Source organism: Kitasatospora sp. NPDC086009, assembly GCF_044540385.1.
Classification (GTDB): Bacteria; Actinomycetota; Actinomycetes; order Streptomycetales; family Streptomycetaceae; genus Kitasatospora.
The window spans coordinates 362,022-388,279 of the sequence record NZ_JBITSA010000002.1 but is presented as its reverse complement, the minus strand read 5'-3'; the positions used below and the strand labels follow the sequence as shown (position 1 = coordinate 388,279).

15 protein-coding genes and 1 pseudogene are annotated in these 26,258 nt (G+C 71.6%); 6 read left to right on the top strand and 10 right to left on the bottom strand.

Features of this window, described 5'->3' with window-relative positions; all coding sequences use genetic code 11:
- Positions 1-177 precede the first annotated feature (177 nt).
- Both ACIF6L_RS07400 and pulA read right to left on the bottom strand, forming a co-directional pair.
- Positions 178-2,508, bottom strand: coding sequence for a M4 family metallopeptidase (locus ACIF6L_RS07400; RefSeq protein WP_396486922.1), 2,331 nt, complete (start codon positions 2,506-2,508; stop codon positions 178-180).
- A gap of 559 nt (positions 2,509-3,067) precedes the next feature.
- On the bottom strand, positions 3,068-8,593 hold the full coding sequence (gene pulA, locus ACIF6L_RS07395) for a pullulanase-type alpha-1,6-glucosidase (RefSeq protein WP_396486923.1): 5,526 nt from the start codon (positions 8,591-8,593) through the stop codon (positions 3,068-3,070).
- A 320-nt stretch (positions 8,594-8,913) separates the two neighbouring features.
- On the opposite strand from pulA, the gene ACIF6L_RS07390 reads away from it, so the two are divergent.
- Entirely contained in the window at positions 8,914-9,879 is a 966-nt protein-coding gene (locus tag ACIF6L_RS07390; RefSeq protein WP_396486924.1) for a phosphatase PAP2 family protein, read from the top strand.
- Between the two features lie 142 nt (positions 9,880-10,021).
- Here the strand turns inward: ACIF6L_RS07390 and ACIF6L_RS07385 are convergent, their stop codons facing one another.
- The 6 genes and pseudogenes from ACIF6L_RS07385 to ACIF6L_RS07360 form a co-directional block, all read right to left on the bottom strand.
- Positions 10,022-13,039 carry a bifunctional [glutamine synthetase] adenylyltransferase/[glutamine synthetase]-adenylyl-L-tyrosine phosphorylase gene (locus ACIF6L_RS07385; protein ID WP_396486925.1) on the bottom strand — a complete coding sequence of 1,006 codons (3,018 nt, stop codon included), beginning with the start codon at positions 13,037-13,039 and terminating at the stop codon, positions 10,022-10,024.
- A gap of 392 nt (positions 13,040-13,431) precedes the next feature.
- Positions 13,432-14,691: a hypothetical protein gene (locus tag ACIF6L_RS07380; RefSeq protein WP_396486926.1), complete on the bottom strand. Its 1,260-nt coding sequence runs from the start codon at positions 14,689-14,691 to the stop codon at positions 13,432-13,434.
- 238 nt (positions 14,692-14,929) lie between these two features.
- A pseudogene (locus ACIF6L_RS07375) lies at positions 14,930-15,016 on the bottom strand (glutamine synthetase); the annotation flags it as partial.
- Positions 15,017-15,161: 145 nt separating this feature from the next.
- Positions 15,162-15,758, bottom strand: a complete 597-nt coding sequence (locus tag ACIF6L_RS07370) for a hypothetical protein (protein WP_396486927.1) — start codon at positions 15,756-15,758, stop codon at positions 15,162-15,164.
- 509 nt (positions 15,759-16,267) lie between these two features.
- On the bottom strand, positions 16,268-16,951 hold the full coding sequence (locus tag ACIF6L_RS07365; RefSeq protein ID WP_396486928.1) for an HAD family hydrolase: 684 nt from the start codon (positions 16,949-16,951) through the stop codon (positions 16,268-16,270).
- Positions 16,944-17,807, bottom strand: coding sequence for a GntR family transcriptional regulator (locus ACIF6L_RS07360; protein WP_396486929.1), 864 nt, complete (start codon positions 17,805-17,807; stop codon positions 16,944-16,946). The genes ACIF6L_RS07365 and ACIF6L_RS07360 overlap by 8 nt, the downstream gene beginning before the upstream one ends.
- A gap of 306 nt (positions 17,808-18,113) precedes the next feature.
- Here ACIF6L_RS07360 and ACIF6L_RS07355 point away from each other — a divergent pair, with 306 nt between their 5' ends.
- Genes ACIF6L_RS07355 through ACIF6L_RS07340 form a run of 4 tightly spaced genes read left to right on the top strand, consistent with a single transcriptional unit; the run spans position 18,114 to position 21,410 of the window.
- Positions 18,114-18,539, top strand: coding sequence for a hypothetical protein (locus ACIF6L_RS07355; protein WP_396486930.1), 426 nt, complete (start codon positions 18,114-18,116; stop codon positions 18,537-18,539).
- Positions 18,536-19,960 (top strand): replication initiator protein RepSA, encoded by a 1,425-nt coding sequence (gene repSA, locus ACIF6L_RS07350; protein WP_396486931.1) that lies wholly within the window; start codon positions 18,536-18,538, stop codon positions 19,958-19,960. Before ACIF6L_RS07355 ends, repSA begins: the two co-directional genes overlap by 4 nt.
- On the top strand, positions 19,951-20,151 hold the full coding sequence (locus ACIF6L_RS07345; RefSeq protein WP_396486932.1) for a helix-turn-helix transcriptional regulator: 201 nt from the start codon (positions 19,951-19,953) through the stop codon (positions 20,149-20,151). Before repSA ends, ACIF6L_RS07345 begins: the two co-directional genes overlap by 10 nt.
- The gene (locus tag ACIF6L_RS07340; protein ID WP_396486933.1) at positions 20,151-21,410 is read left to right on the top strand and encodes a tyrosine-type recombinase/integrase; all 1,260 of its coding nucleotides are present in this window, start codon (positions 20,151-20,153) and stop codon (positions 21,408-21,410) included. Before ACIF6L_RS07345 ends, ACIF6L_RS07340 begins: the two co-directional genes overlap by 1 nt.
- A 93-nt stretch (positions 21,411-21,503) precedes the next feature.
- Here ACIF6L_RS07340 and glnA read toward each other — a convergent pair whose 3' ends face one another.
- On the bottom strand, positions 21,504-22,865 hold the full coding sequence (gene glnA, locus ACIF6L_RS07335; RefSeq protein ID WP_329487371.1) for a type I glutamate--ammonia ligase: 1,362 nt from the start codon (positions 22,863-22,865) through the stop codon (positions 21,504-21,506).
- 150 nt (positions 22,866-23,015) lie between these two features.
- Here glnA and ACIF6L_RS07330 point away from each other — a divergent pair, with 150 nt between their 5' ends.
- Positions 23,016-24,770 (top strand): NAD+ synthase, encoded by a 1,755-nt coding sequence (locus tag ACIF6L_RS07330; RefSeq protein WP_396486934.1) that lies wholly within the window; start codon positions 23,016-23,018, stop codon positions 24,768-24,770.
- A gap of 43 nt (positions 24,771-24,813) precedes the next feature.
- On the opposite strand, the gene ACIF6L_RS07325 is transcribed toward ACIF6L_RS07330, so the two are convergent.
- The gene (locus ACIF6L_RS07325; protein WP_396487118.1) at positions 24,814-25,776 is read right to left on the bottom strand and encodes an endonuclease/exonuclease/phosphatase family protein; all 963 of its coding nucleotides are present in this window, start codon (positions 25,774-25,776) and stop codon (positions 24,814-24,816) included.
- Positions 25,777-26,258 lie beyond the last annotated feature (482 nt).

Sequence of the window (26,258 nt, the reverse complement as noted above, 5' to 3'; positions counted from 1 at the left end):
CGTGTTGCCCGGCGGTTGCCCCGCGGTTGCCGGTCCGTTTCCGGAAGCTCACGCCCCGTGCCCGCCGGGCGGGCCCCCGGACGGGCCGCCCGCCGCACCCACGACGCAGGGCCCGGCAGCCGTGGCTGCCGGGCCCTGCTCCCTGTCCTACTTGGTTCTACTGACCGCCGGAGCGGGTCAGCTGGTGGCGATCGAGGTGTCGTCGATCACGAAGCTGGTCTGCAGCGAGGCGTCCTCGGTGCCGGCGAACTTCAGGGTGACCGTCTGGCCCGCGTAGGACGAGAGGTCGAAGGTGCGGAGCTGGTAGCCCGCGGCGGCGTCCACGTTCGAGTAGGTCTTCAGCGCGGTGCCGTTGACCGTGACCGCCAGCTTGTCGTACACCGTCGAGCCGGTCTCGGCCGTGTCGACGTGCAGGTAGAAGCTGAGCGAGGCCTTGCAGCCGGCCGGGATGGTCACCGTCTGCGAGAGGTTGTCCGAGTGGGCGGAGCCGTAGCCGTTCAGCCAGGCCTTCCAGGTACCGCCGTGCGCGGCCTGCGAGGCGCTGTTGTCCACGACACCGCTGGAGGCGGTCCACGGGGCGGCGCTGCCGGTCTCGAAGCCGGCGTTGCCGAGCAGCTGCGCCGGGGTGCAGCTGCCGCCGCCGCCGGAGACGGTCCAGGTGAAGCTGGTGGAACCGGTCTTGTTGGCGGCGTCCTTCGCGGTCACGGTCACGTTGTACGTGCCCGCGGTCGTGGCGGTGCCGGTGATCTTGCCGCTGGAGCTGATCGACAGGCCGGTCGGCAGGCCGGTGGCCGTGAAGGTCAGCGGGGCGGTGCCGCCGGTGGCGGCGATCTGCAGGTTGACCGAGCCGTTCAGCGCGGTGCTCTGGTTGCCCGGGCTGGTCACGGTGACGCCACCCGGGTTCGGAGCGGTGCCCACGTTGACGCCCGCCCAGGCGGTGCTGACCGCGTTGAGCTCGGCGCTGCCGGCGCCGTACAGGTCGGTGGCCGCCTTCTCCGTCGCGGTGCGCGCCGCGGCGTAGTTGGTGGTGGAGGTCATGTAGGTGGTCAGCGCGCGGTACCAGACCGCCGCCGCCTTGTCCCGGCCGATGCCGCTGACGGCGATGTTGCCCTGGGTCGGCGAGTTGTAGCTGACGCCGTTGATCACCTTCGCGCCGCTGCCCTCGGACAGCAGGTAGAAGAAGTGGTTGGCGACACCGGACGAGTAGTGGACGTCCTTGTTGCCGACCGTGGAGGACCAGTAGTCGGCCGAGCCGCCGTCCTTGGAGGGCTTGTCCATGTAGCGCAGCGGGGTGCCGTCCCCGTTGATGTTGATCAACTCACCGATCAGGTAGTCGGGGTTGTCGGTCGGGATGTTGGCGTAGAACTCCACCATGGTGCCGAAGATGTCCGAGGTGGCCTCGTTCAGGCCGCCGGACTCACCCGAGTAGTTCAGGTTGGCGGTGGCCGCGGTGACGCCGTGGCTCATCTCGTGGCCCGCGACGTCGAGCTCGGTGAGCGGGTGGGTGTTGCTGTCACCGTCGCCGTAGGTCATGCAGAAGCAGGAGTCGTCCCAGAAGGCGTTCACGTAGTTGTTGCCGTAGTGGACGCGGCTGTAGGCGCCGACACCGTCGTTGCGGATGCCGTTGCGGCCGAAGGTGTTCTTGTAGTAGTCCCAGGTGGCCGCGACGCCGTAGTGGGCGTCGACCGCGGCCGACTCGCTGTTGGCGACGGTGCCGTCGCCCCAGCTGTCGGTCGACTTGGTGTACAGGGTGCCGGTGCCCGAGGTCCCGTGGTTCAGGTTCGTGGTGTACATCCCACCGCGAGCCCCGTCCTTCATCTGGTACGAGGAGCCCGACTGGGTCGTACCGATGGTGACGTTGCCGACGAAGACGCCCTTGCCGGTGCCGGTCTGGATGCCCTCGAACTTCTGGATGACCTGGCCGGAGGTCGCGTCGGTGACCACGTGCAGCTTGCTCGGGGTGCCGTCGGCCTCGGTGGAGGAGACGACCGTCTCCCACGCGAGGCGCGGGCTGTTGTCGGCGGCCCAGACCACCAGGCGGGGCGCGGACTCCAGCGCGGCGCCCGACTCGGCGGCCAGCGCGGCGGACTGCGCGGCCGGCGCGGCCAGCTTCGGCGTGGTGCTCACGCCGGTCAGCGGGGCGGTGCTGGCGCGGTCCACGCCCTTGGTCGCACCCGTGGCGCTCTGGTGCACGACCAGGTCGCCGCCGAGAACCGGAAGGCCGTTCAGCGTGCGCTCGTACCGCAGGTGGCGGGTACCGTCGGCGTCCTGGGAGACGTCCTTGGTGACCAGCTTCTCCTCGCTGCCCAGGCCCAGGGTCTGGGCGAGGGCGGCGGTCTGCCCGGTCGCCGAGGCGATCAGCTGGGCACGGCTCGCCTGCTGGGCGGCGACCGCGGCCGGCGCGTCCGGGGTGGCGGCCTGCGCGATGACGGGGATGCCGGTCACCAGAAGCGCGGTGGAGGCGGCCATGACAACCGCTGCCTTCCGAGCCTGGGTGTAACGGGACATGCGGACTCCTTTTCCGACCGACGCGGGGTGCGCGTGCGGTGGAGAGAACCTGGCCGCAGGGTTGCGGCGCAGTGGGGGCCCCCGCCGCCGGGTGCGCGGCGCGGGTGCGGTTGCGGAGCAAAGACCGAGCAGTTGCTGGCAGGAAGAGGCGCTGAACCTGACCTGGGACAGCCGCACCGGGGGGTGGGGCCCCCTCGTCTGCAGCCGGGGGAATCGTGGCAGTAAACGAGCCGTGAATGACAGATGCATGCCACTGATTGGCCGATTAGCTACCGGGACCGTTCATCCGTCGGACCCCCGTCCGTGTTACAGGCGCGGGAACTACCGACGACGGTTTTCATCGCCACCCGAAAGGTTCGATCACTTCCGGCGGGCACTGACCAGCGCTCAGGGCCCGCTCGGCATCCGCACGGTGGACCGTGCTGCCGGGCGGATCCGTCACCTCACCTTTCCGGCCGTGCCAACGACGGTTTTCGGCCACTCACGCGCCGGGCACCGGCGGGAAATACCACGGCCCCGCGCCGCCCGAGGGCGGTGCGGGGCCGGGTACGGCGGAGCGTCAGTTCTGGACGAAGACCGCCACGGTGCGGCCCGGCACGGTGAAGGTGCCGGTGGCGGCGGCGAAACCGGACTGCCGGACCACCGGATCGGCCCCGCCCGCCTGGACCGGGTGCAGCGCCTGCGCCGTCCCCTTCAGGGCGGCCACGGTCTGGCTCTGCGCGGTGGGCGTGGCGTTGAACACCACGGTGATGCCCTTCTGCGCCCCGGCCAGCCCGGTGCCGTCCAGGTGCAGCGTGATCACCCCGGGCGTCTCGCCGGGCGTGCCGGAGAGCGGGTAGGAGAGCCGCTGCTGGACGGCGGCCAGGGTGAGCAGCGAGAACAGCGGCGAGCCCTGCTTGATCCGCAGGAACTGCTGGTACTGCGCGGTGGTCGCCCGGATGTCGGCGGCCCCCATCGCCAGCTTCGGATCGGCCAGCAGCGACTTGGCGGCCGGCCACATCTCCTTGTTGTCGGCCGCCGTCGGCACGCCGCGGCCCCAGCCGTTGCCCTGCGCCGGGTCCCACTGGATCGCGTTGAACCAGTCGCCCGAGTCGTAGGAGTTGGCGTCCAGCGACTTGGAACGCAGCAGGTCGGTGCCGGCCTGGACGAAGCCCGGCCCCTGGGTGAGCGCGGTCAGCGAGAGCGCGAGCGCCTGCATCCGGGCCCGGTCGGCGGGCGCGGTGGTGGCGGGCAGCTTGTAGGCCAGCGCGTCGAACAGGTCGGTGTTGTCGTGCGCGTCCACGTACTCCACCGCCTCGCCCGGCACGGCCGCGTACCCGGTCGGGGCGCCGTTGTAGTCGACGCCCGCGCCCGTGACGGCCCGGCCCGCGCTGTCGGTGAACGCGTAGCCGGCCAGGTTGCCGGTGAGCGCCACCTTGAGCTGGTCCATCTGCTTGAGCAGCCGGTCCTTCTGCTCCTGAGGCGTGCCGTTGGCCGGCGAACCGTTGGAATCGGAGTACAGGCCCGAGGCGAAGCCCTGCTGCGGGGCCGAGGAGAGCTGGAAGTTGCCGCCGCGCGCCGCGTCCCGGATCCGGTCGTCGAAGGTGGCGATGCCGGTGCCGGCCATGTTCAGCTGGGTGGCCTGCGCGAAGCGGGCGTCATTGGCCACGACGCCGAAGTTCCAGCCCTCGCCGTAGAGGAAGACGTTCTTCCCGTCGACGCCGTCCGAATCCGGTGTCATCCTGCGCAGTGCGGCCTGCACGTCCAGCATGGTGGACCTGGGATCCAGGCCCATCAGGTCGAAGCGGAAGCCGTCGACCTTGTACTCACGCGCCCAGGTGGTCACCGAGTCCACCACCAGACGGTTCATCATGGCGTGCTCGGGCGCGGTGTCGGCGCAGCAACTGTCGGTCGTCACCTTGCCGTTGGCGTCGAGCCGCTGGTAGTAGCCGGGGACGACCCGGTCCAGCACCGAGTGCTCGGCCTGGCCGGCGGCGGCGGTGTGGTTGTAGACCACGTCCAGCACCACGCGCAGCCCGGACTGGTGGATCGCCTGCACCATCTGCCGGAACTGCACCGTCCGGGCGGTGCCCTCCGGGTCGGTGGCGTACGAGCCCTCCGGCACGTTGTAGTGCAGCGGGTCGTAGCCCCAGTTGTAGGCGTCCTCGGCGGCGACGGCCGCCACGCACTCCTGCTGCCGCTCGCTGTCCGCCGCCAGGGCCTTGAGGTCGCAGGCCGGCAGCTTCTGCTGGGCCCGGTTCTCCCGGATGGTGGCGATGTCGAAGGTCGGCAGCAGGTGCACGGTGGTGACGCCGGCCTGGGCCAGCTCCCGCAGGTGCCGCATGCCGGCCGACTGGGACTCGGTGAAGGCCAGGTAGGTGCCGCGCTCGGCGGCCGGCACCGTGCCGTCCTCGACCGAGAAGTCCCGGACGTGCAGCTCCTGGATCTGCTGCTGCGCCGGCGGGACGGCCTTCGGGACGGTGTGGTCGTCCCAGCCCTTGGGCTTCAGCGCCTTGGCGGCGAGGTCGGCGACCAGGCTCCGCCCGGAGTCGGCGGACAGCGCCACCGAGTACGGGTCGGTGACGGTGTTGACCACCAGCTGCTGGACGGACGGCGCCCAGACCTTCACCTGGTACAGGTAGTACTTGCCGTCCAACTCGGCCTTGTCACGGACGAGTTCCCAGACACCGGTCTCGTCGTCCAGCTTCAGCGGGACGGTCTTCGGGGTGCCGCCGGCCGGTCCGTCGAAGAGCTGGACGGAGACCTCCCGCGCGGTCGGCGCCCAAACCGACAGCGCCACCTTGCCGTTGTAGTAGGCCGGTCCGAAGTCCACCCGGCCGGTGCGGCGGGCGTACAGGTCGTCCAGCACGCCGGGGGTCTGCACCCCGGTCGCGGCCAGCGCGGCGCCGCTGGGCAGGTGCTCGGTGAAGAGCAGCTGGCTGCGGAGCGCGGCGGGCACCCGGGCCGCGTCGCGGGCGTCCACGGTGAAGGCCCGGTAGCCGGCCAGGTGCGGGAAGGCGGCCTTCTGGGCGTCGGTCAGCCCGGCGGCGGGGGTCAGCCGGATCCACTGCCCGGCCTTGCTCAGCACGCCCTTCTCGGCGCGGATGCCGCCCTCGGGGTCGTACACCAGTTGGGCGCTGGTGCCGCCGGCCAGTGCGGCGTCGTTGGCGCCGTACCCGGCGGGCACCACGACCGTGCGGGCGTCGATCCACTGGGCCTTGGCGGAGCCGGGGTCCAGCTGCGAGGCGGCGGCGGCGTTCTGCGGGAGCAGGTAGCCCTCCCGCCCGCCCAGGATCCAGACCTCGTGGCCGTTGGCGGCGAGGTCCAGCGACTGGTCGGTCGGCAGGTCCTTGTCGTTGCCCCGGTGCAGGACGTAGCTGAGGCTGGTGGCTCCGGGTGCCAGCGGCACCTCGAAGACGGCGCCGAAGGCGTCTCGGCGGACCGGCAGCAGCGGGTTGCCCCAGTCGGTCGGGGTGGCGGCGCCGGTCCAGTCGTGCAGGCCCCAGCCGGTGTAGTCGCCGTCGGCCCGGTTGTAGTGGATGACGGCGGTGCCGGCGGGCTGGGTGTTGGCGGGCCCGGGGTTCGCCGTCCGGACGGTCGGGTCACCCTCCTTGAGCCAGACCTCGCCGGTCGCGCCGACATCGAGGTGGCGGTCGGTGTCGACGTCCTTGACGCCGTCCTTCTCGACGACGAAGCCGACGTCCGAGGCCCCCTCCTTCAGCTTCACGTAGGCGAAGGCGCCGTAGGCGTCCCGGCCGGTGAAGCCGTGCCCGGCGGGCCAGGGGGTGGCCTCGCCGTCCGCGAGGTCGCCCCAGGCGTAGAGGTTCCAGCCGTCGTAGTCGCCGTCCTCGCGCTGGTAGTGCACGACGGCGTACGGGCGGGCGGTGGCGCTGGGCGCCGGGGCGGGGACGGGGGTGCCGGTGGTGAAGCTGCCGGTGGCCGAGCGCAGGTGGCCGCTGGAGTCCTGAACCACGGCCTTGTAGCGGACCACCGTGCCGGGCTGCACGGCGCCGAGGTCCTGGGTGACCCGGTACGTCCCGTTGTCGGCGGTGCCGAGGGTCCGCCAGGGCGCGTCGCCGATCTGCGCGGCGAAGGTGACCCGGTCGAAGCCGCCGCCGTCGACGTCCGCGCCGACGGTGACGGTGCCGGTGGAGCCGTCGGCCGGGGTCCGCAGCGCGAGCGTCGGCGCGGCCGCGACCGGCGCCAGCTTCCCGGCGGCCTTGAACACCACCGAGGAGAGCGCGGGCACGGTGACGGTGACCGCGCGGTCCGCGCCACTGGTCAGCCGCTCCCCCGCGGCCGGGTAGATCCGGTCGAAGCCCTGGCCGGCCGAGAAGGTGTCCAGGGTGACGGTCTTCGCCTCGGCCGCGTTGTTGACCGCGACCAGGTACTCGACCTGCTGCCCGGCGTCGATCCGGGAGAAGGCGTAGACGCCCGCGCCGTCGGCGGCGTACCGCTCGATCTGGGCGCCGTCGGCGAGGGCCGGGTGGTCCCGGCGCAGCGCGGCCAGCCCGGCGATGCCCCGGTAGAGCTCGCCGTCGCGCCCGTAGCGGTCGGCGGAGCCGGAGGGGCCGCCGAGCATCCGGTCCGTGTTGTAGGAGGGGGTCCGCGAGGCGAAGAGGTCCTGCCGGGCGTCCTTGTCGCCGCCGGCGCCGGTGAAGCCCTGCTCGTCGCCGTAGTAGACGACCGGCTGGCCCCGGGTGAGGAACTGCAGCTCGGAGGCGAGCCGGTCCTTCTTCAGCAGGGTGGCGTCGTCGGCGCCCGGGTTGTCGCCGAGCAGGAAGGACCCGAAGCGGCCCATGTCGTGGTTGCCGAGGAAGGTCGGCAGCTCGTAGGCGTCGGTGTCGGCGGTGGTGTAGCGGTAGTCCTGCCCGTACACGTCGGCGAGGCCGCGGGCCGAGCCGCCCTGCGAGACGTAGGAGCGGGCGGCGCTCTGGAACGGGAAGTCCAGGGTGGCCTGGAGCCGGCCCTTGGTGACGTACGGCGAGGTGACCGCCGGGTCGCTGGAGAGGATCTCGCCGAACATGAAGAACTTCTTGTTGCCCTGCTTGGCGGCGAAGTCCTTGAGCGCGGGCGCCCACTGCTGCCAGAAGGCCATGTTGACGTGCTTGACGGTGTCGATCCGGAAGCCGTCCACGCCGGCGTCCTTGACCCACTGCTGGTAGACCTTCTCGAAGCCCTGGACCACCTTGGGGTTCTGGGTGTCGAGGTCGTCCAGGCCGGAGAAGTCGCCCTCGGTGGCGGACTCGCCGACGAAGGTCGAGTCGCCCCGGTTGTGGTAGAGCGCGGGGTCGTTGAGCCAGGCCGGGGCCTTGGCGGCGGTGTCGGCGGGCTTGCGGAAGACCGGGCTGTAGGGGAACGAGTCCTTGGTCAGCTTCGGCCAGGAGGCCGGGGAGCCGGCGCCCGCGTCGGCGACGGCGGTCTCGTCGACCGGCCGGCCGTCGGCGTCCAGCACCGGGTAGGCCCCGGTGGAGCGGTAGCCGTACTGCTGCTGCGCGTAGTCGATGACGTCGGCGGTGTGGTTGGTGATGACGTCGAAGAAGACCTTGATGCCCTTGGCGTGCGCCTTGGCTATCAGCTCCTTGAGCTGCTCGTTGGTGCCGAAGTGCGGGTCGACCTGGGTGAAGTCGGTGATCCAGTAGCCGTGGTAACCGGCCGAGGCCTGGTCGCCGGCGCCCTGGACGGGCTTGTTCTTGAAGATCGGGGCCATCCAGATCGCGGTGGTGCCGAGGTCCTGGATGTAGTCGAGCCGCTGGAGCAGGCCCGCGAGATCGCCCCCGTGGTAGAAGCCCTTGTCGGCCGGGTCGAGGCCGTGGTCCAGCCGGCTGCCGGTGATGCCCCCGGTGTCGTTGCCCGGGTCGCCGTTGGCGAAACGGTCCGGCAGGACGAAGTAGAACTGCTCGCGGGAGAGGTCGTGCCGCCCGGCGGTGGCGGCCAGCGCGGCGTCCGAGGGCGGGCCGGGCGGGGCCGCGGCGAAGGCCGCGGGAGCCGCGCCGCCCAGGGTGGCGGCGGTCAGCGCGGCGGCCAGCAGCACGGCCGTGCGGCCGGGTCTGCGGATCGGGGTGGTGCTCCGTCGGCGTGTGCGGCGGGGCGGGACATCGGCCACTGAGGGCTCCCTTGCGGGGGTAAGGGTGTCGAGTTGCCAGGACGCTAGCGGTCTGCAATCTGTTTCAGCAAGATGCAGAAAGGGTTTCGGTCCCGGAAATTTCGGCCCCCGGCGTGCCGCTGCCCGCCCCCGATTGCGCCACCCGAGGCACTCGGCGTGAGAATAGGACGTATGCCCGTCCCGCCGGTTCGTACCAGATCCCACAGCACCCCCTACCCCGGTGGGAGCAGTCCCCTAGCCCTCAAGGGGGACAGTCGGTGAAGAATCCACTTCCAGAGGATGAGCAGACGGCTACGGGACGTCTGGCAGACTTCTCGTCCATGGGGGAACCGACCGAGATCCAGCAGACCGGCGCCGAGCGCGCCGCGGCGGCGCACGGTGGCGGTTCCGCAGCGGGCCCGGCCGGCTCCGGCCGGGTGCCCGACGGAGCCACCCGCGTCGCCCAGTCCCGCGCGGCCGCGCTGCGCGGCCGCATCCGTGACCAGCGCCGTTCACCGGCGCGACCGCGGATCTGGTTCGAGCTGGCGCTGATCGGGATCAGCTACTGGGTCTACTCCCTCGTCCGCAACGCCGTCCCGGAACAGGAAGCGATAGCCCAGAAGCACGCGGGCTGGATCTGGGACTTCGAGCAGAGCCTCGGCGTGGCCGTCGAGCGCTCGGTCAACCACGCGGTCGACAAGTTCTCGTGGCTGATCGTCGGGATGAACTACTACTACGCGACGCTGCACTTCATCATCACCATCGGCGTCCTGGTCTGGCTCTACCGGCGCCACCCGGGCCGCTACGCCGCGGCCCGCACGGTGCTGTTCGTCACCACCGGCATCGCCCTGGTCGGCTTCTACTTCTTCCCCCTCGCCCCGCCCCGGCTGATGACGGACGGCGGCTTCATCGACACCCTGAAGGTCCACAACACCTGGGGTTCGATGGCCTCCGGGCCCGCCACGCACGTCTCCAACCAGTACGCGGCGATGCCCTCGATGCACATCGGCTGGTCGCTCTGGTGCGGCCTGGCCATCTTCTTCCTGGCCCGCGCGGCCTGGGTCCGCGCGCTCGGCCTGCTCTACCCGGTGGCCACCCTGGTGGTGATCGTCTCGACCGCCAACCACTTCTGGATGGACGCCGTCGGCGGCGTCGCCTGCCTCACGGTCGGCTTCGTCGTGGCCCGGCTGATCTACCACGTCTGGGTCTACCGCCTGCCGAAGGTCCCGGCCCGGGGGGCGGCGGACGAGCCGATCACGGTGCCCGAGCAGTGGAGCGAGCCCGCGGTGAGCGCCGGACGGCGCTGAGACCGGTACGGCGAAGGGCCCGCGGAGCTTTCCGCCGGGCCCTTCGGCGTACCCCGGGGCCCTTGCCCAGGGCCCCTTCGCCGGACCTCCGGGGGCCGGGGCGCAGCGATCCTCCGGTGGCCGCGGCGCAGCCGGTCGGGGATCAGCCGTAGAACAGCCGCTCCACCACCGCCCGGGCCCGCCGGGTGGTGCGCCGGTAGTCGTCCACCAGCTCGCCGCTGTGCCCGGCGCCGTACCCGAGGTAGCGGGCCACCGCGGCCAGCTCCCGGGCCTCCCCGGGGAAGCTGTCCCCGGGCCGGCCGCGGACCAGCATCACGGCGGAGCGCACCCGGGAGGCCAGCACCCAGGCGGCGTCCAGCACCGCCGTGTCCTCCGCCCCGACCAGCCCGGCCTCGGTGGCGGCGGCCAGCGCGGGCCTGGTCCGGGTGGTCCGCAGCGCCGGCAGCTCGTGCCCGTGCTGGAGCTGGAGGAGCTGGACGGTCCACTCCACGTCGGCCAGTCCGCCCCGGCCGATCTTGGTGTGGGTGGTCGGGTCGGCGCCGCGCGGCAGCCGCTCGGCCTCGATCCGGGCCTTGATCCGGCGGATCTCCACCACGTCCCGCTCCGGCACCCCGGAGCCCGGGTAGCGCAGCGGGTCGATCAGCTGCCGGAACCGCTCCCCCAGCTCCGCGTCCCCCGCCACCGGGTCGGCGCGCAGCAGTGCCTGGCTCTCCCAGGCGTGCGACCAGCGCCGGTAGTACGCCGCGTAGGAGGCGAGGGTGCGCACCAGCGGGCCGTTGCGGCCCTCCGGGCGCAGATCGGCGTCGACCACCAGCGGCGGCTCGGTGGACGGCCCGGAGAGCAGCGTGCGCAGCTCGTGGCAGACCGCCTGGGCGGCCCGGGCGGCGTCCTGGTCGAGCGAACCGAGCAGCGGCTCGTGGACGAAGAGGACGTCCGCGTCGGAGCCGTAGCCGAGTTCGTGCCCGCCGAACCGGCCCATCGCGATCACCGCGATCCGGGTCGGCAGCTCCCCGTGCCGGGCCTCCCAGCCGGCCGTGCAGGCGCGCAGCGCGCCCTGGAGGGTGGCCGCGTTGAGCGCGGTGAGCGCCTCGCCCGCGACGTCCAGGGCCTCGGCCGGGTCGTCACCGAGCCGCCCGAGGACATCGGCGGCGGCGGTCCGGAACAGCTCCCGGCGCCGCACCGAACGGGCGGCGGCGACGGCCGCGGGGGCGGAGTCGGCGCGGCCGACGGCGGCCAGTATCTCCTGCTCCAGGGCGGGCCGGCCGCGCGGCGCCAGGCCCTGCGGGTCGCCCAGCATGGCGACCGCCTCGGGGGCCCGCAGCAGCAGGTCGGGGGCGAGCCGGCCGGCCGAGAGGACCCGGGCCAGCTGCTCGGCGGCGGCGCTCTCGTCGCGCAGCAGCCGCAGGTACCAGGGGGTGCGGCCGAGCGCGTCGGAGACCTGGCGGAAGTTGAGCAGCCCGGCGTCCGGGTCGGCCGAGTCGGCGAACCAGCCCAGCAGCACCGGCAGCAGGGTCCGCTGGATGGCGGCCTTGCGGCTGACGCCGGAGGCCAGCGCGGTCAGGTGGCGCAGCGCGGCGGCCGGGTCGGCGTAGCCGAGCGCCTCCAGCCGGGCCCGGGCGGCGTCCGGGCTCAGCCCGGTCGCACCGGTCGGCAGCTCGGCGACGGCGTCCAGCAGCGGCCGGTAGAACAGCTTCTCGTGCAGCCGGCGGACCTCGACGGCGTGCCGCTTCCACTCCCGCTGGAGGGCGGCGACCGGGTCGGCCCGGGTGTCGTCGTTGATCAGCGGCGCGAGCGAGCGGGCCAGCCTGCGCTGGTCCTCCTCGCCGGTGGGCATCAGATGGGTGCGGCGCAGCCGGTGGAGCTGGATCCGGTGCTCCAGCGAGCGCAGGAAGCGGTAGGCGGTGTCCAGCGAGGCGGCGTCGGCCCGGCCCACGTACCCGCCCCGGGAGAGCGCGCCGAGTGCCTCCAGGGTGTTGCCGCTGCGCAGCGCCGGGTCGGTGCGGCCGTGCACCAGCTGGAGCAGCTGGACGGAGAACTCGACGTCGCGCAGGCCGCCCGGGCCCAGCTTGAGCTGGCGGTCGAGCTCGGTGACGGGGATCGAGTCGATCACCCGGCGGCGCATCTGCTGCACGTCGGTGACGAAGTTCTCCCGGGCGGCGGCCTGCCAGACCATCGGTTCCAGCGCCGCCAGGTAGGCGGCCCCGAGCTCGGCGTCCCCGGCGACCGGACGGGCCTTGAGCAGCGCCTGGAACTCCCAGGTCTTGGCCCATCGCTGGTAGTAGGCCTGGTGGCTGGCCAGGGTGCGGACCAGCGGGCCGTTGCGGCCCTCGGGGCGCAGGTTGGCGTCCACCGGCCAGATGGTGCCCTCGCCGGTGGTGTCCGCGCAGAGCCGGGTGAGCGCGGCGGCCAGCCGGGTGGCGGCCTTGATCGCCTCCTGCTCCTCGACGCCCTCCCGCGGTTCGGCGACGAAGATGACGTCCACGTCGGAGACGTAGTTGAGCTCGCGCCCGCCGCACTTGCCCATGCCGATGACGGCGAGGCGGCAGGCGCCGGCGGCCTCCGGGTCCTCCTCGGCGGCGATCTCCAGGGCGGTCTGCAGGGTGGCGCCGGCCAGGTCGGCCAGTTCGGCGGCGGTCTGCGCGAGGTCGGTGGTGCCGGTGAGGTCGCGGGCGGCGATGGCCAGCAGGCAGCGGCGGTAGGCGATCCGCAGCGCGTCCGCCGGGCTGACGGCGGCGTCCGCCCGCAGGCCCTCGCGCAGCGCGCGCCGGAAGTCCTCCGGGCCGGGGTGCATGTCGCGCAGTTCGAAGGTGACCAGGACGTGCCAGTCGTGCGGGTGCCGGGCCAGGTGGTCGGCGAGCGCGGTGGACGCGCCGAGCACGCCGAGCAGCCGGTCGCGCAGCGGCTTGGAGGTGGTGAGGGTGTCGCGCAGGGTGTGCCGCTCGGTCTCGTCGGCGCCCTCCAGCAGCCGGGCCAGGCCGAGCAGGGCGAGGTCCGGATCGGCCGTGGCGCCGAGCGCGTCCAGCAGCACCGGGTCGTCGGCCAGTCCCTCCAGACCGGGCCCGGCGAGCAGCCGGACGGCCTGCGCCGGGTCGGTGAACCCGCGCCGGACCAGCCTGATCTCCGGCCGGCTCACCCGGCTCCCGGCCCGCTGCTCCTCCATGACCCCTCCATCCGCCCGTTCAGCAGGTTACGCGCCCGCACGGCGCCGCGCCGGGCGCGACCGCGGACCGGTCCCGCCCGGCCACGACCGGGAGCCTCACGGTCGCCCGGCGGACGGGCCCCGCCGCCGAGCACCTTCACCGGCGCCGGTCGCCCCCGGCGCCGGCAGCCCCTCCGGCCGGCAGCACGGACACCGCCGTCCTCTCCTCCTTGGAGGCGGACGGCGGCATCGGCTTCCTGTACGTCGAACGGGTGAAGGCCGGACGCAGAGCGCCGGGCGGCCGCTCACGGCGCACCGCCCTGTCGCCCGCAACGCCCGACCGGGTGCCCCGCCGGACGGTCACGCTGTCCGGCCCCGGCGCGTTGTCCGGCAGCCCGGGGGGACGGACCCGATCATGCGCGCCGTCGGCCGAGCCGCATCGCCGCCACACCCGCCGCGAGGAATGCGGCCGAGAGGCCGATCAGGATCGGCGTCCCCCGGGAGCCCGTCTCGGCCAGCTCCCCGTGGGGGTGTTCGGCCGAGTGGTGCTCGCCCGCACCGTGCTGGCCGGACGCGTACCCCCCGCCCGAACCGTAGTGCCCGCCCCCGCCGTGCCCGGTCTGCTCGCCGTGCTCGCCGTGCTCTCCGTGCTCTCCGTGCTCTCCGCCACCGTGGTGAGCCGACTTGCCCGGCGCCTGGCCCTTGGCGACGAGGGTCGCCTTGTTCAGGTTGTGCGAGGCCTGGTGGTTGGACTGGCTCTGCTGGTTGGAGAGGTTGTTGGCCTGCGAGGCCGACTGGTTGTTCTGCGCCGAGTTCTGCGCGCTGTTCTGCGCGCTGTTCTGCGCGGAGTTGTTCGAGTTGCTGGCGGCGCTGTTGTTCGCACTGTTGTTGAGGTTGTTCGTGACGACGTTCTGCACGTTGACGGTCACCTGGACGTGCTGGTCCTGACCCTGGTTCTGCGAGCCGCTCTGGCTCTGCCCCTGGTCCTGACCCTGGGCCTGGCCCTGCCCCTGACCCTGCTCGTTGCTCTGGCCCTGCCCCTGCCCCTGGCCCTGGCCCTGGCTGCCGTGGCCCTCGTGGCCACCGTGACCCTCATGGCCCTCGTGGCCGCCATGACCCTCGTGCTCCCCGTGCTCTCCATGCTCCCCGTGCTCCCCGTGCTCTCCGTGCTCGCAGTCGCAGCCGGCGGGCCCGTGGTCGCCGGGGTGGCCCGGCGCGTTCTCGTCGCAGTGCTCGCCGCCACCGGCTGACGAGCCCTCGGAGCGGACGAGCTCCGACGACTGGGCCGTCGGAGCTCGTTCGCCCTCGGCCCGCCGAGCCGCGTCGCCCTGCTCGACGGCGTCGCCCTCGGCCACCTCCGAGAGGTCGGCGTCCGAGGCCTCGCCGGCCTCGCTGTCCTCACCGTCGCCGTCGTCCGCCCGGTGGGCCGGGCGGACCACCGGCGAGGAGTAGACGGTGCTGCGACCGGGGAAGGCCCAGGCGCGGGCGGCGGAGCCGGTGTCCTCCTCGGCCAGACGCAGGAGGCTGTCGACCCACTCGCCCTGGGCCTCCGGCGATTCGGAGGCAACGGTGTGGTCGACGAGGGGCGAGGCGTAGGCCGTGCCGCCGGCGCCCAGGGCGAGGGCGGCCGAGGCCAGTCCGGACAGGACCAGGGTGGTGATTCGAGTACGCATGACACTCCAGGATGATCCGCAAAACGGATCTTCTGAATACGCTCCCGCGTCACCTGGTCACGGCTCGCACCGCTGCAGGGTAACCGCATTGGCCCAACGAATTAGCGTGCGCGGGGGACCCCTGCCCGGACGCCCGCTCCGCCCGCTCCCGCCGGAGACCGACGGGAGCGGGCGGACCCGCACAACGGAACGGGCCTGCTCCGACCGGAGCAGGCCCACTCGCGCGGTTGACGGCCTGTCAGAGCACCTGGAGGTTCTTGCGCAGCTCGAACGGCGTGACCTCGGAGCGGTACTCCTCCCACTCCTGGCGCTTGTTGCGGAGGAACTGATGCCCCATTCGACCCACCTGCGGGAAAGTCCCGTCAAGCGCTTCTGAGCTGCTGCGGAGCCGTCGACGACTGTCAGCCTTGACTACCCTTGGCTCGCCTCGCACGGCCCCTGGACGGCCCACGCCTCCCGGCTCCCCAAAGTCACGCCCGACCCCTTGGCCGATCTCCCTCGTCCTTGCACCAGACCCGCGTACAGCTCGGAGTGCCAGCGATCTCACCGACCGTTCCACCGTACGTAAGCCCAGTCGAAGCCTTGAACGAGAACTCAAAGCCCCCGGTTTCGATAGCGAGAACCGACTCAGCCTCAACTAGGGTCGCGGCGGGCTCCGAGTAGTGCAGCTCGATGTGCGTCCGAACAAGCTCCGCTGCTTGGTCGCGTGTCAACGGGACGGCGTTCAAGCCATCTAGCGCCCGGCTCTTGATCTTGTCTATGACAGTCCTGACGCCAGCAGTAAGCCCGGCTGTACCGGCACCTCCGAGAATGCCGGCAGACACCTCGATGATGAAGTCACCGTACGACCCTGCCGCCCCCCATGCCGTACGAACCCGCGTGACACGGAGGCGGTGCGACACCGGGTGGGGCAGCTGGCCGCTCAGAGTCGCTATCTCCGATAGATCACTCTCTGCCTGCTCCGCTGGTAGCTCGACCTCAGGAAACTCCAGCGTCCAGACTTCGCGCGGGTAACACGCAAGCTGATCCGTCAGCCTGATCGAGAATCGAGAGCTCAGAACGTCCACGCTTGGCCTCCAGCCATCTCGGGGTTGCAGTTCCCACCGGGCAGAGGCTACGCGCCTGTACGCCTGGGGGTAGACACGGCGAGGATCAGCACTCAAGCGGGCGGTGGAGCGGTTTTGGCCGGTGTCCTGTCTGGTCTGGGTCCGAGCATGATCGGGGGGCCGTAAGCTGCTGCGACTCGGTCAGGGCTTCTGGGCCTGACCGCAATTTGGCCGAGTGGCCCCCCGGTCTTGCTCGGTGCGGGTCCCGGTCCTGACAGGTGGGTAAAACCGTGGAACCGCCCGCCCCCAGCCCCGGCGGGTTCTAACCTCGGCACCCCTGGCCGCATGCTCGCGTGCGCGGCTGGGCCGCCGCCGGCGTGGGGCGAAGACAGGAGCGCAGGCGAGCGGCCAGGGCCGCGCGCTGGCGCGCCGTGCGCGCCCTTGACTCAGTAGCGAAACTCATAACACCCACTCCCACCCCACCCCCTCTCTCTTCTTCTCTTCCCACTCCACTCCGACCCGCCGACCGGCTACAGGCGCAGTGCCCCGGCAATCTCTCCCATGCCGTCGATGATCGAGTCGGCACCCGCTCTGTCGAACGCCAGACGCTTGTGTGGCTTGTTTGCATAGCCGACGGCGGTTGCTCCGGCCACGTGGGCTGCCTCGATATCGGTCAGGGAGTCACCGATCAGAGTGCACTTGGCAATCTCGACTCCAAGATTCTCGGCGGCCCTCAACAGCGAGTGCGGACTGGGCTTCATGAGGTCGGGCCGACCAGTTGGCCGACCCACAATGTCTTCGACGTACTGCGCAAGTGCGTGGCGCTCAAGGAATGCGCAAACACAGTCCGCCGAGTTATTGCTCACGACAGCGATGCGGCGGCCTGCTGCACGAGCCTCGTGGAGCGCTTCGACGGCTCCCCTCGTGGGGTCTCCGGCCACTGCAACGGCGGCGACTTCGGCTGCGGTAAGAGCCCGTTCGGCATCCTCGCCCAACTGGCCATCGGCCTCATAGGCCAAGCTCATCACCACAAGCGGGTCGTTCGTGGCCTGCACCCGACTCCTCAACGAAGGTTCGCGAGATAGGACTAGGCGTCCAAGATCCTGTGCCACCTGAGGAGCGGGCAGGCCAGCAAAGACGTTGCACAAGGGTCCATCGAAGTCGAAGAGGAAGCCCGGCACAGCCAGCGTGCGGATCAGCTCGTCACTAGGCATCGAGGTCGAAGTCCCTTCCGATGGTCTCCCAGACGCTGTCAAACCACATGCGCGCCTGCTCGACCTGCTGCAAGCCGCTGGACGACTCGCTGTCATTGACCGAGTGATGAAACAGCACGGTGTCCTTGCCAACCAGGTCAAAGATCTCGATGGCTTCGCCCTGGGCCACTACCTTGTTGGGCTTGATCGGGTAGTACCCGAAGAAGGCATCGGTCTGGTTGACGACGTACAGCTTGAAGAACTGCGTTCCGCTGTGGACCCTCACATCAACCCGCGCCTCCGGCACCAAGCCAAGGTGACTTAGCTCCGCCACGGAATCACGGATGCTGCGCGCATAGCCGACCATGATGCCGTGCATCCGGTCACGCAGTCGCGGGTCGTCGGCGCAGTCCGCGCGCCTGACTGGGGCGGCCTGCGGTACAGCCATGTCCGGCACGAGTATCCGGACCGTGATGCTCGCGGGCGTCAGCCGGCCGACGCGGATTTTGTCGAGCGGCTCCTGAAGCGCTCCATGAAGCGTCTCGCTTGAGAATCCGGCGAAGTCGATCGTGACGTGCTGGCTGGCGAACGCCTGCTCAACGTATGGGCGCAGGCCTGCGGGGCGCTCGGTCCGATTCCGGACGAAGACTCCGCTGCCCTTACGGGACACCACGAGCCCTTCGTCTTCGAGATCGCGCAAGGCGCGCTGGATCGTCGCTCGGGCGAACCCGTACATCTCGGTCAGGTCTTTGTGTGACGGCAACTTCTCGCCTGGAGCGAGCTTCCTCGTACGGATGGCCGCGCCGAGACTGCTCGCCACCTGCTCATAGGGCGGTCGGTTGTCGTCCGGGTCAAGGGGTTCCGGGGCGAAGGGCATATCGCAACGATATGCCCCCACTCCCACATCGGGACAGCCAGGCTAGTCAGGCTGTTGACATGGCTAGCCATGTCCCCTACCTTCGAGATGTGGCCAACCAGGCTAGCCAAGCTGGTCAGCCTCGCCCCCGGCGGTCACCTTCTCCTGACGGGGAGGAACCGCCGAACACGCCGCCTGCTCGATCCCCGGTCGCCCCCGTCTCCTTGGGGCTGCCGAACACGCCGCCAGCACATGCAGCGGGGACGACGCTCAACCGCCAAGCCGACGCGCCGTCCCCTTCGCCCCTCTTCCAAGGGAGCCTCCATCATGCCTGCTGCCACCCTCGCCGGTCTCGCCGTCGCGCTCGTTCAGTGCCTGTGTGGCGGAACCGGTCGCATCCCGGTCCCCGCGAAGTACCGGGCCGCGCTGGGCGACTTCGTGTCCTGCTCGCTCCACTCCATCCCCGCACCGGCCGCCGACGCGTGCCCGGCCTGCTCGGGAACGCTGCGGGTCGTGGACTCGGACGGCGCCCTGTCCGGCGTCGCCGGTGTCCTGGTGCCGTGCGACTGCGTAGGCCACCTGTATGGCCAGTACGGCGCCTGCCCGTGCCACGTCGACGTCTGGGACGACAACGACGGCCACACCGGCTGGGAGCCCATCCCCCTGGAGGAGTTCACCGACGACGGCCCGTTCTTCCGCCCCTGCCCCGAGCACACCCCCAACCTGGCCCGCGTCCTGGCGGTGGCCGCGTGACCCACGCTGCCGCTCTCCCCGGTGAGGCGTCCCGGCTCGCGGTCGCGGACCTGGCCCGGCTCGCCTCCCGGGGCGACCTCCCCCGCCTCCAGGACCAGTTACGCCGCACCGGCGGCTGCGCCCACCCGATCCACCTCAAGGGCTTCCGCACCCTGGTCCACGCCCCCACCGGCGCCGTCTGGAACCGGTACTCCACCGACCACGAACCCGGTGGGCGGCTCAAGGTCGCGTGTGGGAACCGGCGGGCCTCCCGCTGCCCGTCCTGCGCCCGGACCTACTCCGCCGACACCTTCCACCTGATCCGCGCCGGACTCGCCGGCGACGACTCCAAGGGCGTCCCGGACACGGTCCGTTCCCACCCCCGCGTCTTCGCCACCCTCACCGCGCCGTCGTTCGGGCCGGTCCACAACCGACCCGACACCGGCGCCTGCCGCTGCGGCCACGCCCACCCCAAGGACTCACCCCTCCTGGGCACGCCACTCGACCCGGACCGGTACGACTACGCGCACGCCGTGCTGTGGAACAACCACGCCCCCGACCTGTGGCGCCGCTTCACCATCTACCTGTTCCGCACCATGGCCAAGATGGCCGGGCTCTACCAGTACGAGTTCAAGGAGGAAGCGAAGATCTCCTTCGGCAAGGTCGCCGAGTACCAGCGACGCGGCGCCGTCCACTTCCACGCCGTCATCCGCATCGACGGCCCCAAAGGACCCGACACACCCCCACCCGACTGGGCCACCGTCGCTCTCCTGGACGCCGCGATCCGGGAGGCCGCCCGCCGTGCCGGCGTCCCGGTCGCCGCCGCCGGCCAGCACCCGGCCCGCATCCTCCAGTGGGGCACCCAGGTCGACGTCCGCCCGATCGGCGCCTTCGGCTCCGGCGAGATCACGGAACAGGCGGTGGCCTCCTACGTCGCCAAGTACGCCACCAAGAGCGCGGAGACCACCGAGACCGTGGACCGCCGCATCCTGGAGCGCCACGAACTCGACCGCCACGACCTGCCCGCCCACACCCGGCGCCTGATCGAAGCCTGCTGGGACCTCGACAAGGACTACCCCGGCCGCCTCCTCGCGCACTGGTCCCACATGCTCGGCTTCCGGGGCCACTTCTCCTCCAAGTCCCCCACGTACTCGACCACCCTCGGCGCCCTGCGCCAGGTCCGCGCCGACTACCGCGCCGAACAAGCCCACACCGACCTGCGGGACCGGCTCCTCGCCGCCGGCCTCCCGGACCTGGACGACCTGCCCGACGCCGAAACCCTGGTCCTCGCCCACTGGGCCTTCGCCGGCGCCGGGAACTCCCCGGGCGAATCCATGCTCGCCGCCACCATCGCCCGGGACCTGCACGCACGACACACCACCGACCGACAGGAACTCAAAGCACAACTCGCCTCAGAGGAAAGGGACTTCGTATGGCTGTGAGGGGGGCACTGCCCGATCGCTACCTGACCCCGATCGACCTGGCTGCGCTGCTCGGCATCCCGGTCGAGACCGTCTACCAGTGGCGTCGCAAGCGCACCGGCCCGCCCGGCTTCCGCATCGGCCGACACCTGCGCTTCGACCCCGCCAAGGTCCACGCCTGGATCGAGACCCTGAGCGGGGAGGCCGCCTGATGGCCGGACACATCCAAGACCGCTGGTACAAAACCGAACCCGGCCCCGACGGCAAGCCCCGCAAGGTGAAGACCGACCGGCACGGCACCGGCATGCGCTACCGCGCCCGCTACGTCGGCCCCGACGGCACCGAGAAGTCCAAGTCCTTCCCCGACCGCCAGAAGCGCAAGGCCGACCAGTGGCTGACCGACATCGAAGCCGACATGTCGCGCGGCCAGTACATCGACCCGAAGGCCGCTCGGGCGACCTTCAAGCAGTACGCCGAGAGGTGGCTCAGCTCCCAGACGACCGACCCCAACACACGCGCATCCGTCGATGCCCAGATCCGACGGCACGCGATCCCGTACCTCGGGCCGCGCCCGATGGACTCCTTCCTGCCGTCGCACATCCGGGAATGGCTGGCGGAGCTGGAGAAGGCCGTGCCCGCGTCGTCGTACCGCCGTGTCATCTTCGGCAACGTCTCCGGCATCTTCGCAGCCGCTATGGACGACAAGCTGCGAACCGACAACCCGTGCCGCTCGCGCACGGTCACAGCACCTGGCCGTGCTCCGGGCCGCGTACGGCCGTGGACTCCCGAGCGGGTATCCGGCGTGCGGGCCGGTCTTCCCGAGCGCTACCAAGCCATGACCGACGCCGCCGGCGGCTGTGGTCTCCGCCAAGGTGAGGTCTTCGGCCTGCCCGTGGATGAGATCGGCTTCGACACGGGGTGGCTCCACATCGGCTACCAGGTGAAGGACATCGGCGGCCACCTCGTCTTCGCCCCACCGAAGCGCGGCAAGGTCCGGGACGTGCCGCTCCCCGAACAGGTCGGCCACATCTTCAAGGTCCACATGGAGGAGTTCCCGCCCGCCGAGGTCACCTTGCCCTGGCTGACGCCCGACGGGCCGCCGGTGACCAAGCTGCTGCTGTTCTCCCGCGAGGAAGGCGGGCCGGTCCGTCGCAGCGACTTCAACACCTACGCATGGAAGCCTGCTCTCGTCGCCGCCGGAGTCATCCCCGTGCCCGAGAAGGGCAAGCGACACCAGGCGTCCCGCGAGGATGGCATGCACGCCCTTCGGCACTTCTACGCCTCTGTGCTCCTGGACGCCGGCGAGAGCATCAAGGCTCTGAGTGGCTACCTCGGGCACAGCGACCCCGGTTTCACGCTCCGGGTCTACACACACCTGATGCCGAGCAGCGACGGCCGCACCCGCCGGGCCGTGGACAAGCTGTACGAGTCGCTCGGCTGGGCCGCCGGTCCCACACCTGACGGCCCATAGACGGCCCAGAGAGATCACAAAGGCCCCGAGCCAGCGGAGATGATCCGCCGAATCGGGGCCTTCGCATGTCCGCGATAAGTCGCTGACCTGGGCTTACAGAACCTGGAGGTTCTTCCGCAGCTCGAAGGGGGTGACCTCGGAGCGGTACTCCTCCCACTCCTGGCGCTTGTTGCGGAGGAAGAAGTCGAACACGTGCTCGCCGAGGGTCTCGGCGACCAGCTCGCTGCGCTGCATCAGGTCGATGGCCTCGCCGAGGTTCTGCGGCATCGGCTGGATGCCGAGGGCGCGGCGCTCCGCGTCGGTGAGCGCCCAGACGTCGTCGTCCGCGCCGGGCGGGAGTTCGAGGCCCTCCTCGATGCCCTTGAGGCCGGCCGCGAGAGTGACGGCGTAGGCGAGGTAGGGGTTGCAGCCGGTGTCCAGCGAGCGGACCTCGATCCGGGTGGAACCCTGCTTGCCGGGCTTGTACATCGGGACACGGATCAGGGCCGAGCGGTTGTTGTGGCCCCAGCAGATGTACGACGGCGCCTCGCCGCCGGCGCCCGCGGTGCGCTGCGAGCCGCCCCAGATCCGCTTGTAGGAGTTGACCCACTGGTTGGTGACGGCGGCCGTCTCGGCGGCGTACTTGAGCAGTCCGGCGATGAAGGAGCGGCCGACCTTGGAGAGCTGGTACTCCGCGCCGGACTCGTGGAACGCGTTGCGGTCCCCCTCGAAGAGCGAGAGGTGGGTGTGCATCCCCGAGCCGGGGTGGTCGGAGAACGGCTTCGGCATGAAGCTGGCGTGCACGCCCTGCTCCAGCGCGACCTCCTTCATGACCAGACGGAAGGTCATGATGTTGTCGGCGGTGGAGAGCGCGTCGGCGTAGCGCAGGTCGATCTCCTGCTGCCCGGGCGCGCCCTCGTGGTGGGAGAACTCCACCGAGATGCCCATCGACTCCAGCATCGTGATCGCCTGGCGGCGGAAGTCGTGCCCCACCCCGCGCGGGGTGTGGTCGAAGTAGCCGGACTGGTCGGCGGGGATCGGCGCGGTGCCGTCGCCGGGCAGGTTCTTCAGCAGGAAGAACTCGATCTCGGGGTGGGTGTAGAAGGTGAACCCGAGCTCGGAGGCCTTCTCCAGGGTGCGCTTGAGCACGAACCGCGGGTCGGCGAAGGACGGGGAGCCGTCCGGCATCAGGATGTCGCAGAACATCCGGGCCGTCCCGGGCGTCTCCGAGCGCCAGGGCAGGATCTGGAAAGTGGTCGGGTCCGGCTTGGCGATCATGTCGGACTCGTAGACGCGGGCGAAGCCCTCGATCGCCGACCCGTCGAAGCCGATGCCCTCCTCGAAGGCCTGCTCCAACTCCGCCGGCGCCACCGCGACCGACTTCAGGAACCCGAGCACGTCGGTGAACCACAGTCGGACGAAACGGATGTCACGCTCTTCGAGCGTCCGGAGCACGAACTCCTGCTGCTTGCCCATGGGGACAGTCTCACCTCTGCTCTTTACGTTCGTGTTACGCCCGGAAACCACCCGAAAGCGACTGTCCCCATCATGGCGGATCGCGGCCGCCGAGGGCAGTGGCAACCCTCGGACGCGACATCGCGTCAGATCGACGATTAGACTCGCGGCATGCCCAATCTCCGTCTCGCCCTGTGCCAGACCGACCCCTGGGTCGGTGATCTCGACCGCAACGCGGACGAGGTGGTACGCCGGACGGCCCAGGCCGTCGAGGCCGGTGCCCGGCTGATCGCCTTCCCCGAGATGGCCCTGACCGGGTACCCGGTGGAGGACCTCGCCCTGCGCCGCTCCTTCGTCGAGGCCTCCCGGTCCGCGCTGGTCGCCCTGGCCGCGCGGCTGGCCGGCGAGGGGCTTGGCGAGGTGCCGGTCGTGGTCGGCTACCTGGGCCGGTCCGACCAGGCCTCGCCGCGGTTCGGCCGCCCGGCCGGGTCGCCACAGAACTGCGCCGCGGTGCTGCACCGCGGCGGGGTGGTCACCCGGTTCGCCAAGCACCACCTGCCCAACTACGGGGTGTTCGACGAGTACCGCTGGTTCGTCCCCGGCGACCAGCTGCCGGTGCTGCGGCTGCACGGGGTGGACGTGGCGCTCGCGATCTGCGAGGACATCTGGCAGGACGGCGGCCGGGTGAGCGCCGCCCGCGAGGCCGGGGCCGGCCTGCTGCTGGTGCTCAACGGCTCGCCCTACGAGCGGAACAAGGACGACGCCCGGCTGGAACTGGTCCGGCGGCGCGCCGCCGAGGCGGGCTGCGCGCTGGCCTACGTCAACATGGTCGGCGGCCAGGACGAGCTGGTCTTCGACGGCGACTCGATCGTGGTCGGCGCGGATGGCGGGGTGCTGGGCCGCTCGCCGCAGTTCGCGGAGCACCTGCTCGTCCTCGACCTCGACCTGCCGGCCGCGAGCAGCGACCACACCGACGGGCTGCTGCTCACCGACGGCCTGCACCTGGTCCGCCGCGAACTGGGCGGCGAGCCGCTGCCCGCGCCCGCCGCGCCGCTCCGGGCCGAGGTGGCGCCCAGGATCTCGGACGAGGCCGAGATCTGGGCCGCGCTGGTCTCCGGCACCGAGGCGTACGTGCGCAAGAACGGCTTCCGCTCGGTGCTGCTCGGCCTCTCCGGTGGCATCGACTCCGCGCTGGTGGCGGCCATCGCGGTGGACGCGCTGGGGGCCGGGAACGTGCACTGCGTCTCGATGCCGAGCCGGTACTCCTCCCAGCACTCCCGGGACGACGCCGCCGAGCTGGCCCGCCGGACCGGGCTGCACTTGCGGACGGTGTCGATCGCCCCGATGGTCGACGCCTACCTGGCGGCCACCGAGCTGACCGGCCTGGCCGAGGAGAACCTGCAGTCCCGACTGCGCGGCACGCTGCTGATGGCGATCTCCAACCAGGAGGGCCACCTGGTGCTCGCGCCGGGCAACAAGAGCGAGCTGGCGGTCGGCTACTCCACGCTGTACGGCGACTCGGTCGGCGCGTTCGGTCCGATCAAGGACGTCTACAAGTCGCTGGTCTTCCGGCTCGCCCGCTGGCGCAACGAGGAGGCCGCGCGGCGCGGCGAACCGGCGCCGATCCCGGAGCACACCATCGACAAGCCGCCGTCCGCCGAGCTGCGGCCGGACCAGGTGGACACCGACTCGCTGCCCGACTACGACCTGCTGGACACCGTGCTCAGCCGCTACATCGAGGGCGACGAGGGCCGGGACTCGATCGTGGCGGCGGGCTTCGACCCGGCGGTGGTCGACCGGGTGGTGCGGCTGGTCGACACCGCCGAGTACAAGCGCCGGCAGTACCCGCCGGGCCCGAAGATCTCCGCCAAGGGCTTCGGCCGGGACCGCCGGCTGCCGATCACCAACCGCTGGCGCCGGGGCTGATCACCAACCGCCGGCGATCAGCCCCGGTCCCGGCCGCCGGTGGTCACCCCTGGTAGCGGTAGGTGGCCGCGATCGCGAGGTGGTCGCTGCCGTCGTGGCCCAGGGTGCGGGAGTCGGTGGGCTTCAGACCGCCCTTGCTCATGATCTGGTCGATCCGGGCCATCGGGAAGGACGCCGGCCAGCTGAAGCCGAAGCCGTCACCGGCCGCGCCCTGGGCCGAGCGCATCTGCGAGGTGACCGGCGCCAGGCTGCGGTCGTTCATGGTGCCGTTGAGGTCACCGAGCAGCAGCACCTTCTTCAGCGACTCGGCCTCGATCGCGTCACCCAGGGCCTGGGCACTGGCGTCCCGCTGGTTGACGGTGAAGCCGCCCTCGGCCTTCAGCCGGACGGACGGCAGGTGCGCGACGTACACCGCGACCGGGCCCTGCGGGGTGCCGACCTGGGCGCGGAAGGCCCTGGTCCAGCCCATCTTGATGTCCACCACCGAGACGCCGCTGATCGGGTACTTCGACCAGAGCCCGACCGTGCCCTCCACCGCGTGGTACGGGTAGCTGTCGGCCAGCCCGGTCTCGTAGGCGCGCAGCGGCCGGCCGGCCAGCTCCTGGAGCGCGACGATCTGGGCGCCCGAGTCCTTGAGCAGCTGCACCGTGCGCTGCGGATCGGTGTTGGCGGCGGCCACGTTGTGGCTGACCACCGTCCAGTCCCCGGCGCCGCCGCTCTTGTCGCTGAGTAGCCCGCCGAACATGTTGAACCAGATCACCACCGGCAGCAGCAGCGCGATCAGCGCGGTGGCGGAGCGGCGCAGCAGGGCCGGCACCAGCAGGACGGGTACGGCCAGGCCGACCCAGGGCAGGAAGGTCTCCAGCAGGCTGCCGAGATTGCCGACGGTGTTGGGCACCTCGGCGTGGAAGGCCAGCAGGGCGGCGGCGAGCAGGGCGAGGGCGGCGAGGAGCAGGCCGCGCCGCCAGGGGTTGCTGCCCCGGGCGTCCCGGCCCCAGCCGCGCAGGCCGAGGAACCCGGCGCCGGAACCGGACCGGCCCGCACCCCCCGGACCACCGGGCCCGGGACCGCCGAGGCCACCGGGACCGCCGAGGCCGGGGCCGGGCCCGGGTCCGCCGAGGTCACCGGCGCCACCGGGGCTACAGGGGCTACCGGCGCCGTCCGGGCCGGTGCCGGTGCCGGTGCTCCCGACGGTCGCCGGGGCCCCGCCTCCCGCCGCCGGTGCCGTCCGGTCCGTCCAGTCCGCCTGCGCCATCCCGTGGCTCCCGTTCGTTCGTGCCGTCTGCCGGTCCGACGCGCGACCCCGCCGGAGGGCGGGCACGGTGCCGGACTGGTGCCGGTTTGATCGGATTCCCGGCTCAGCCTATGCCGGGACAGACGCGGGCTCCGGGGAGCGGGTTCCGGCGTGGCCCGGTTTGGTGAGCCAGGCCACGCCGGGGAGCCGCACGGAGGCCCCCGCGGCAGGTCGGTCGCGGCAGGCCGGTCGCG

Bases quoted from the DNA above. Each gene is read 5' to 3' on its own strand.
- ACIF6L_RS07400 (WP_396486922.1), bottom strand. From the start codon at position 2,508: ATGTCCCGTTACACCCAGGCTCGGAAGGCAGCGGTTGTCATGGCCGCC.
- ACIF6L_RS07390 (WP_396486924.1), top strand. From the start codon at position 8,914: ATGGGGGAACCGACCGAGATCCAGCAGACCGGCGCCGAGCGCGCCGCG.
- ACIF6L_RS07385 (WP_396486925.1), bottom strand. From the start codon at position 13,039: ATGGAGGAGCAGCGGGCCGGGAGCCGGGTGAGCCGGCCGGAGATCAGG.
- ACIF6L_RS07380 (WP_396486926.1), bottom strand. From the start codon at position 14,691: ATGCGTACTCGAATCACCACCCTGGTCCTGTCCGGACTGGCCTCGGCC.
- ACIF6L_RS07365 (WP_396486928.1), bottom strand. From the start codon at position 16,951: ATGCCTAGTGACGAGCTGATCCGCACGCTGGCTGTGCCGGGCTTCCTC.
- ACIF6L_RS07360 (WP_396486929.1), bottom strand. From the start codon at position 17,807: ATGCCCTTCGCCCCGGAACCCCTTGACCCGGACGACAACCGACCGCCC.
- ACIF6L_RS07355 (WP_396486930.1), top strand. From the start codon at position 18,114: ATGCCTGCTGCCACCCTCGCCGGTCTCGCCGTCGCGCTCGTTCAGTGC.
- ACIF6L_RS07345 (WP_396486932.1), top strand. From the start codon at position 19,951: ATGGCTGTGAGGGGGGCACTGCCCGATCGCTACCTGACCCCGATCGAC.
- ACIF6L_RS07340 (WP_396486933.1), top strand. From the start codon at position 20,151: ATGGCCGGACACATCCAAGACCGCTGGTACAAAACCGAACCCGGCCCC.
- glnA (WP_329487371.1), bottom strand. From the start codon at position 22,865: ATGGGCAAGCAGCAGGAGTTCGTGCTCCGGACGCTCGAAGAGCGTGAC.
- ACIF6L_RS07330 (WP_396486934.1), top strand. From the start codon at position 23,016: ATGCCCAATCTCCGTCTCGCCCTGTGCCAGACCGACCCCTGGGTCGGT.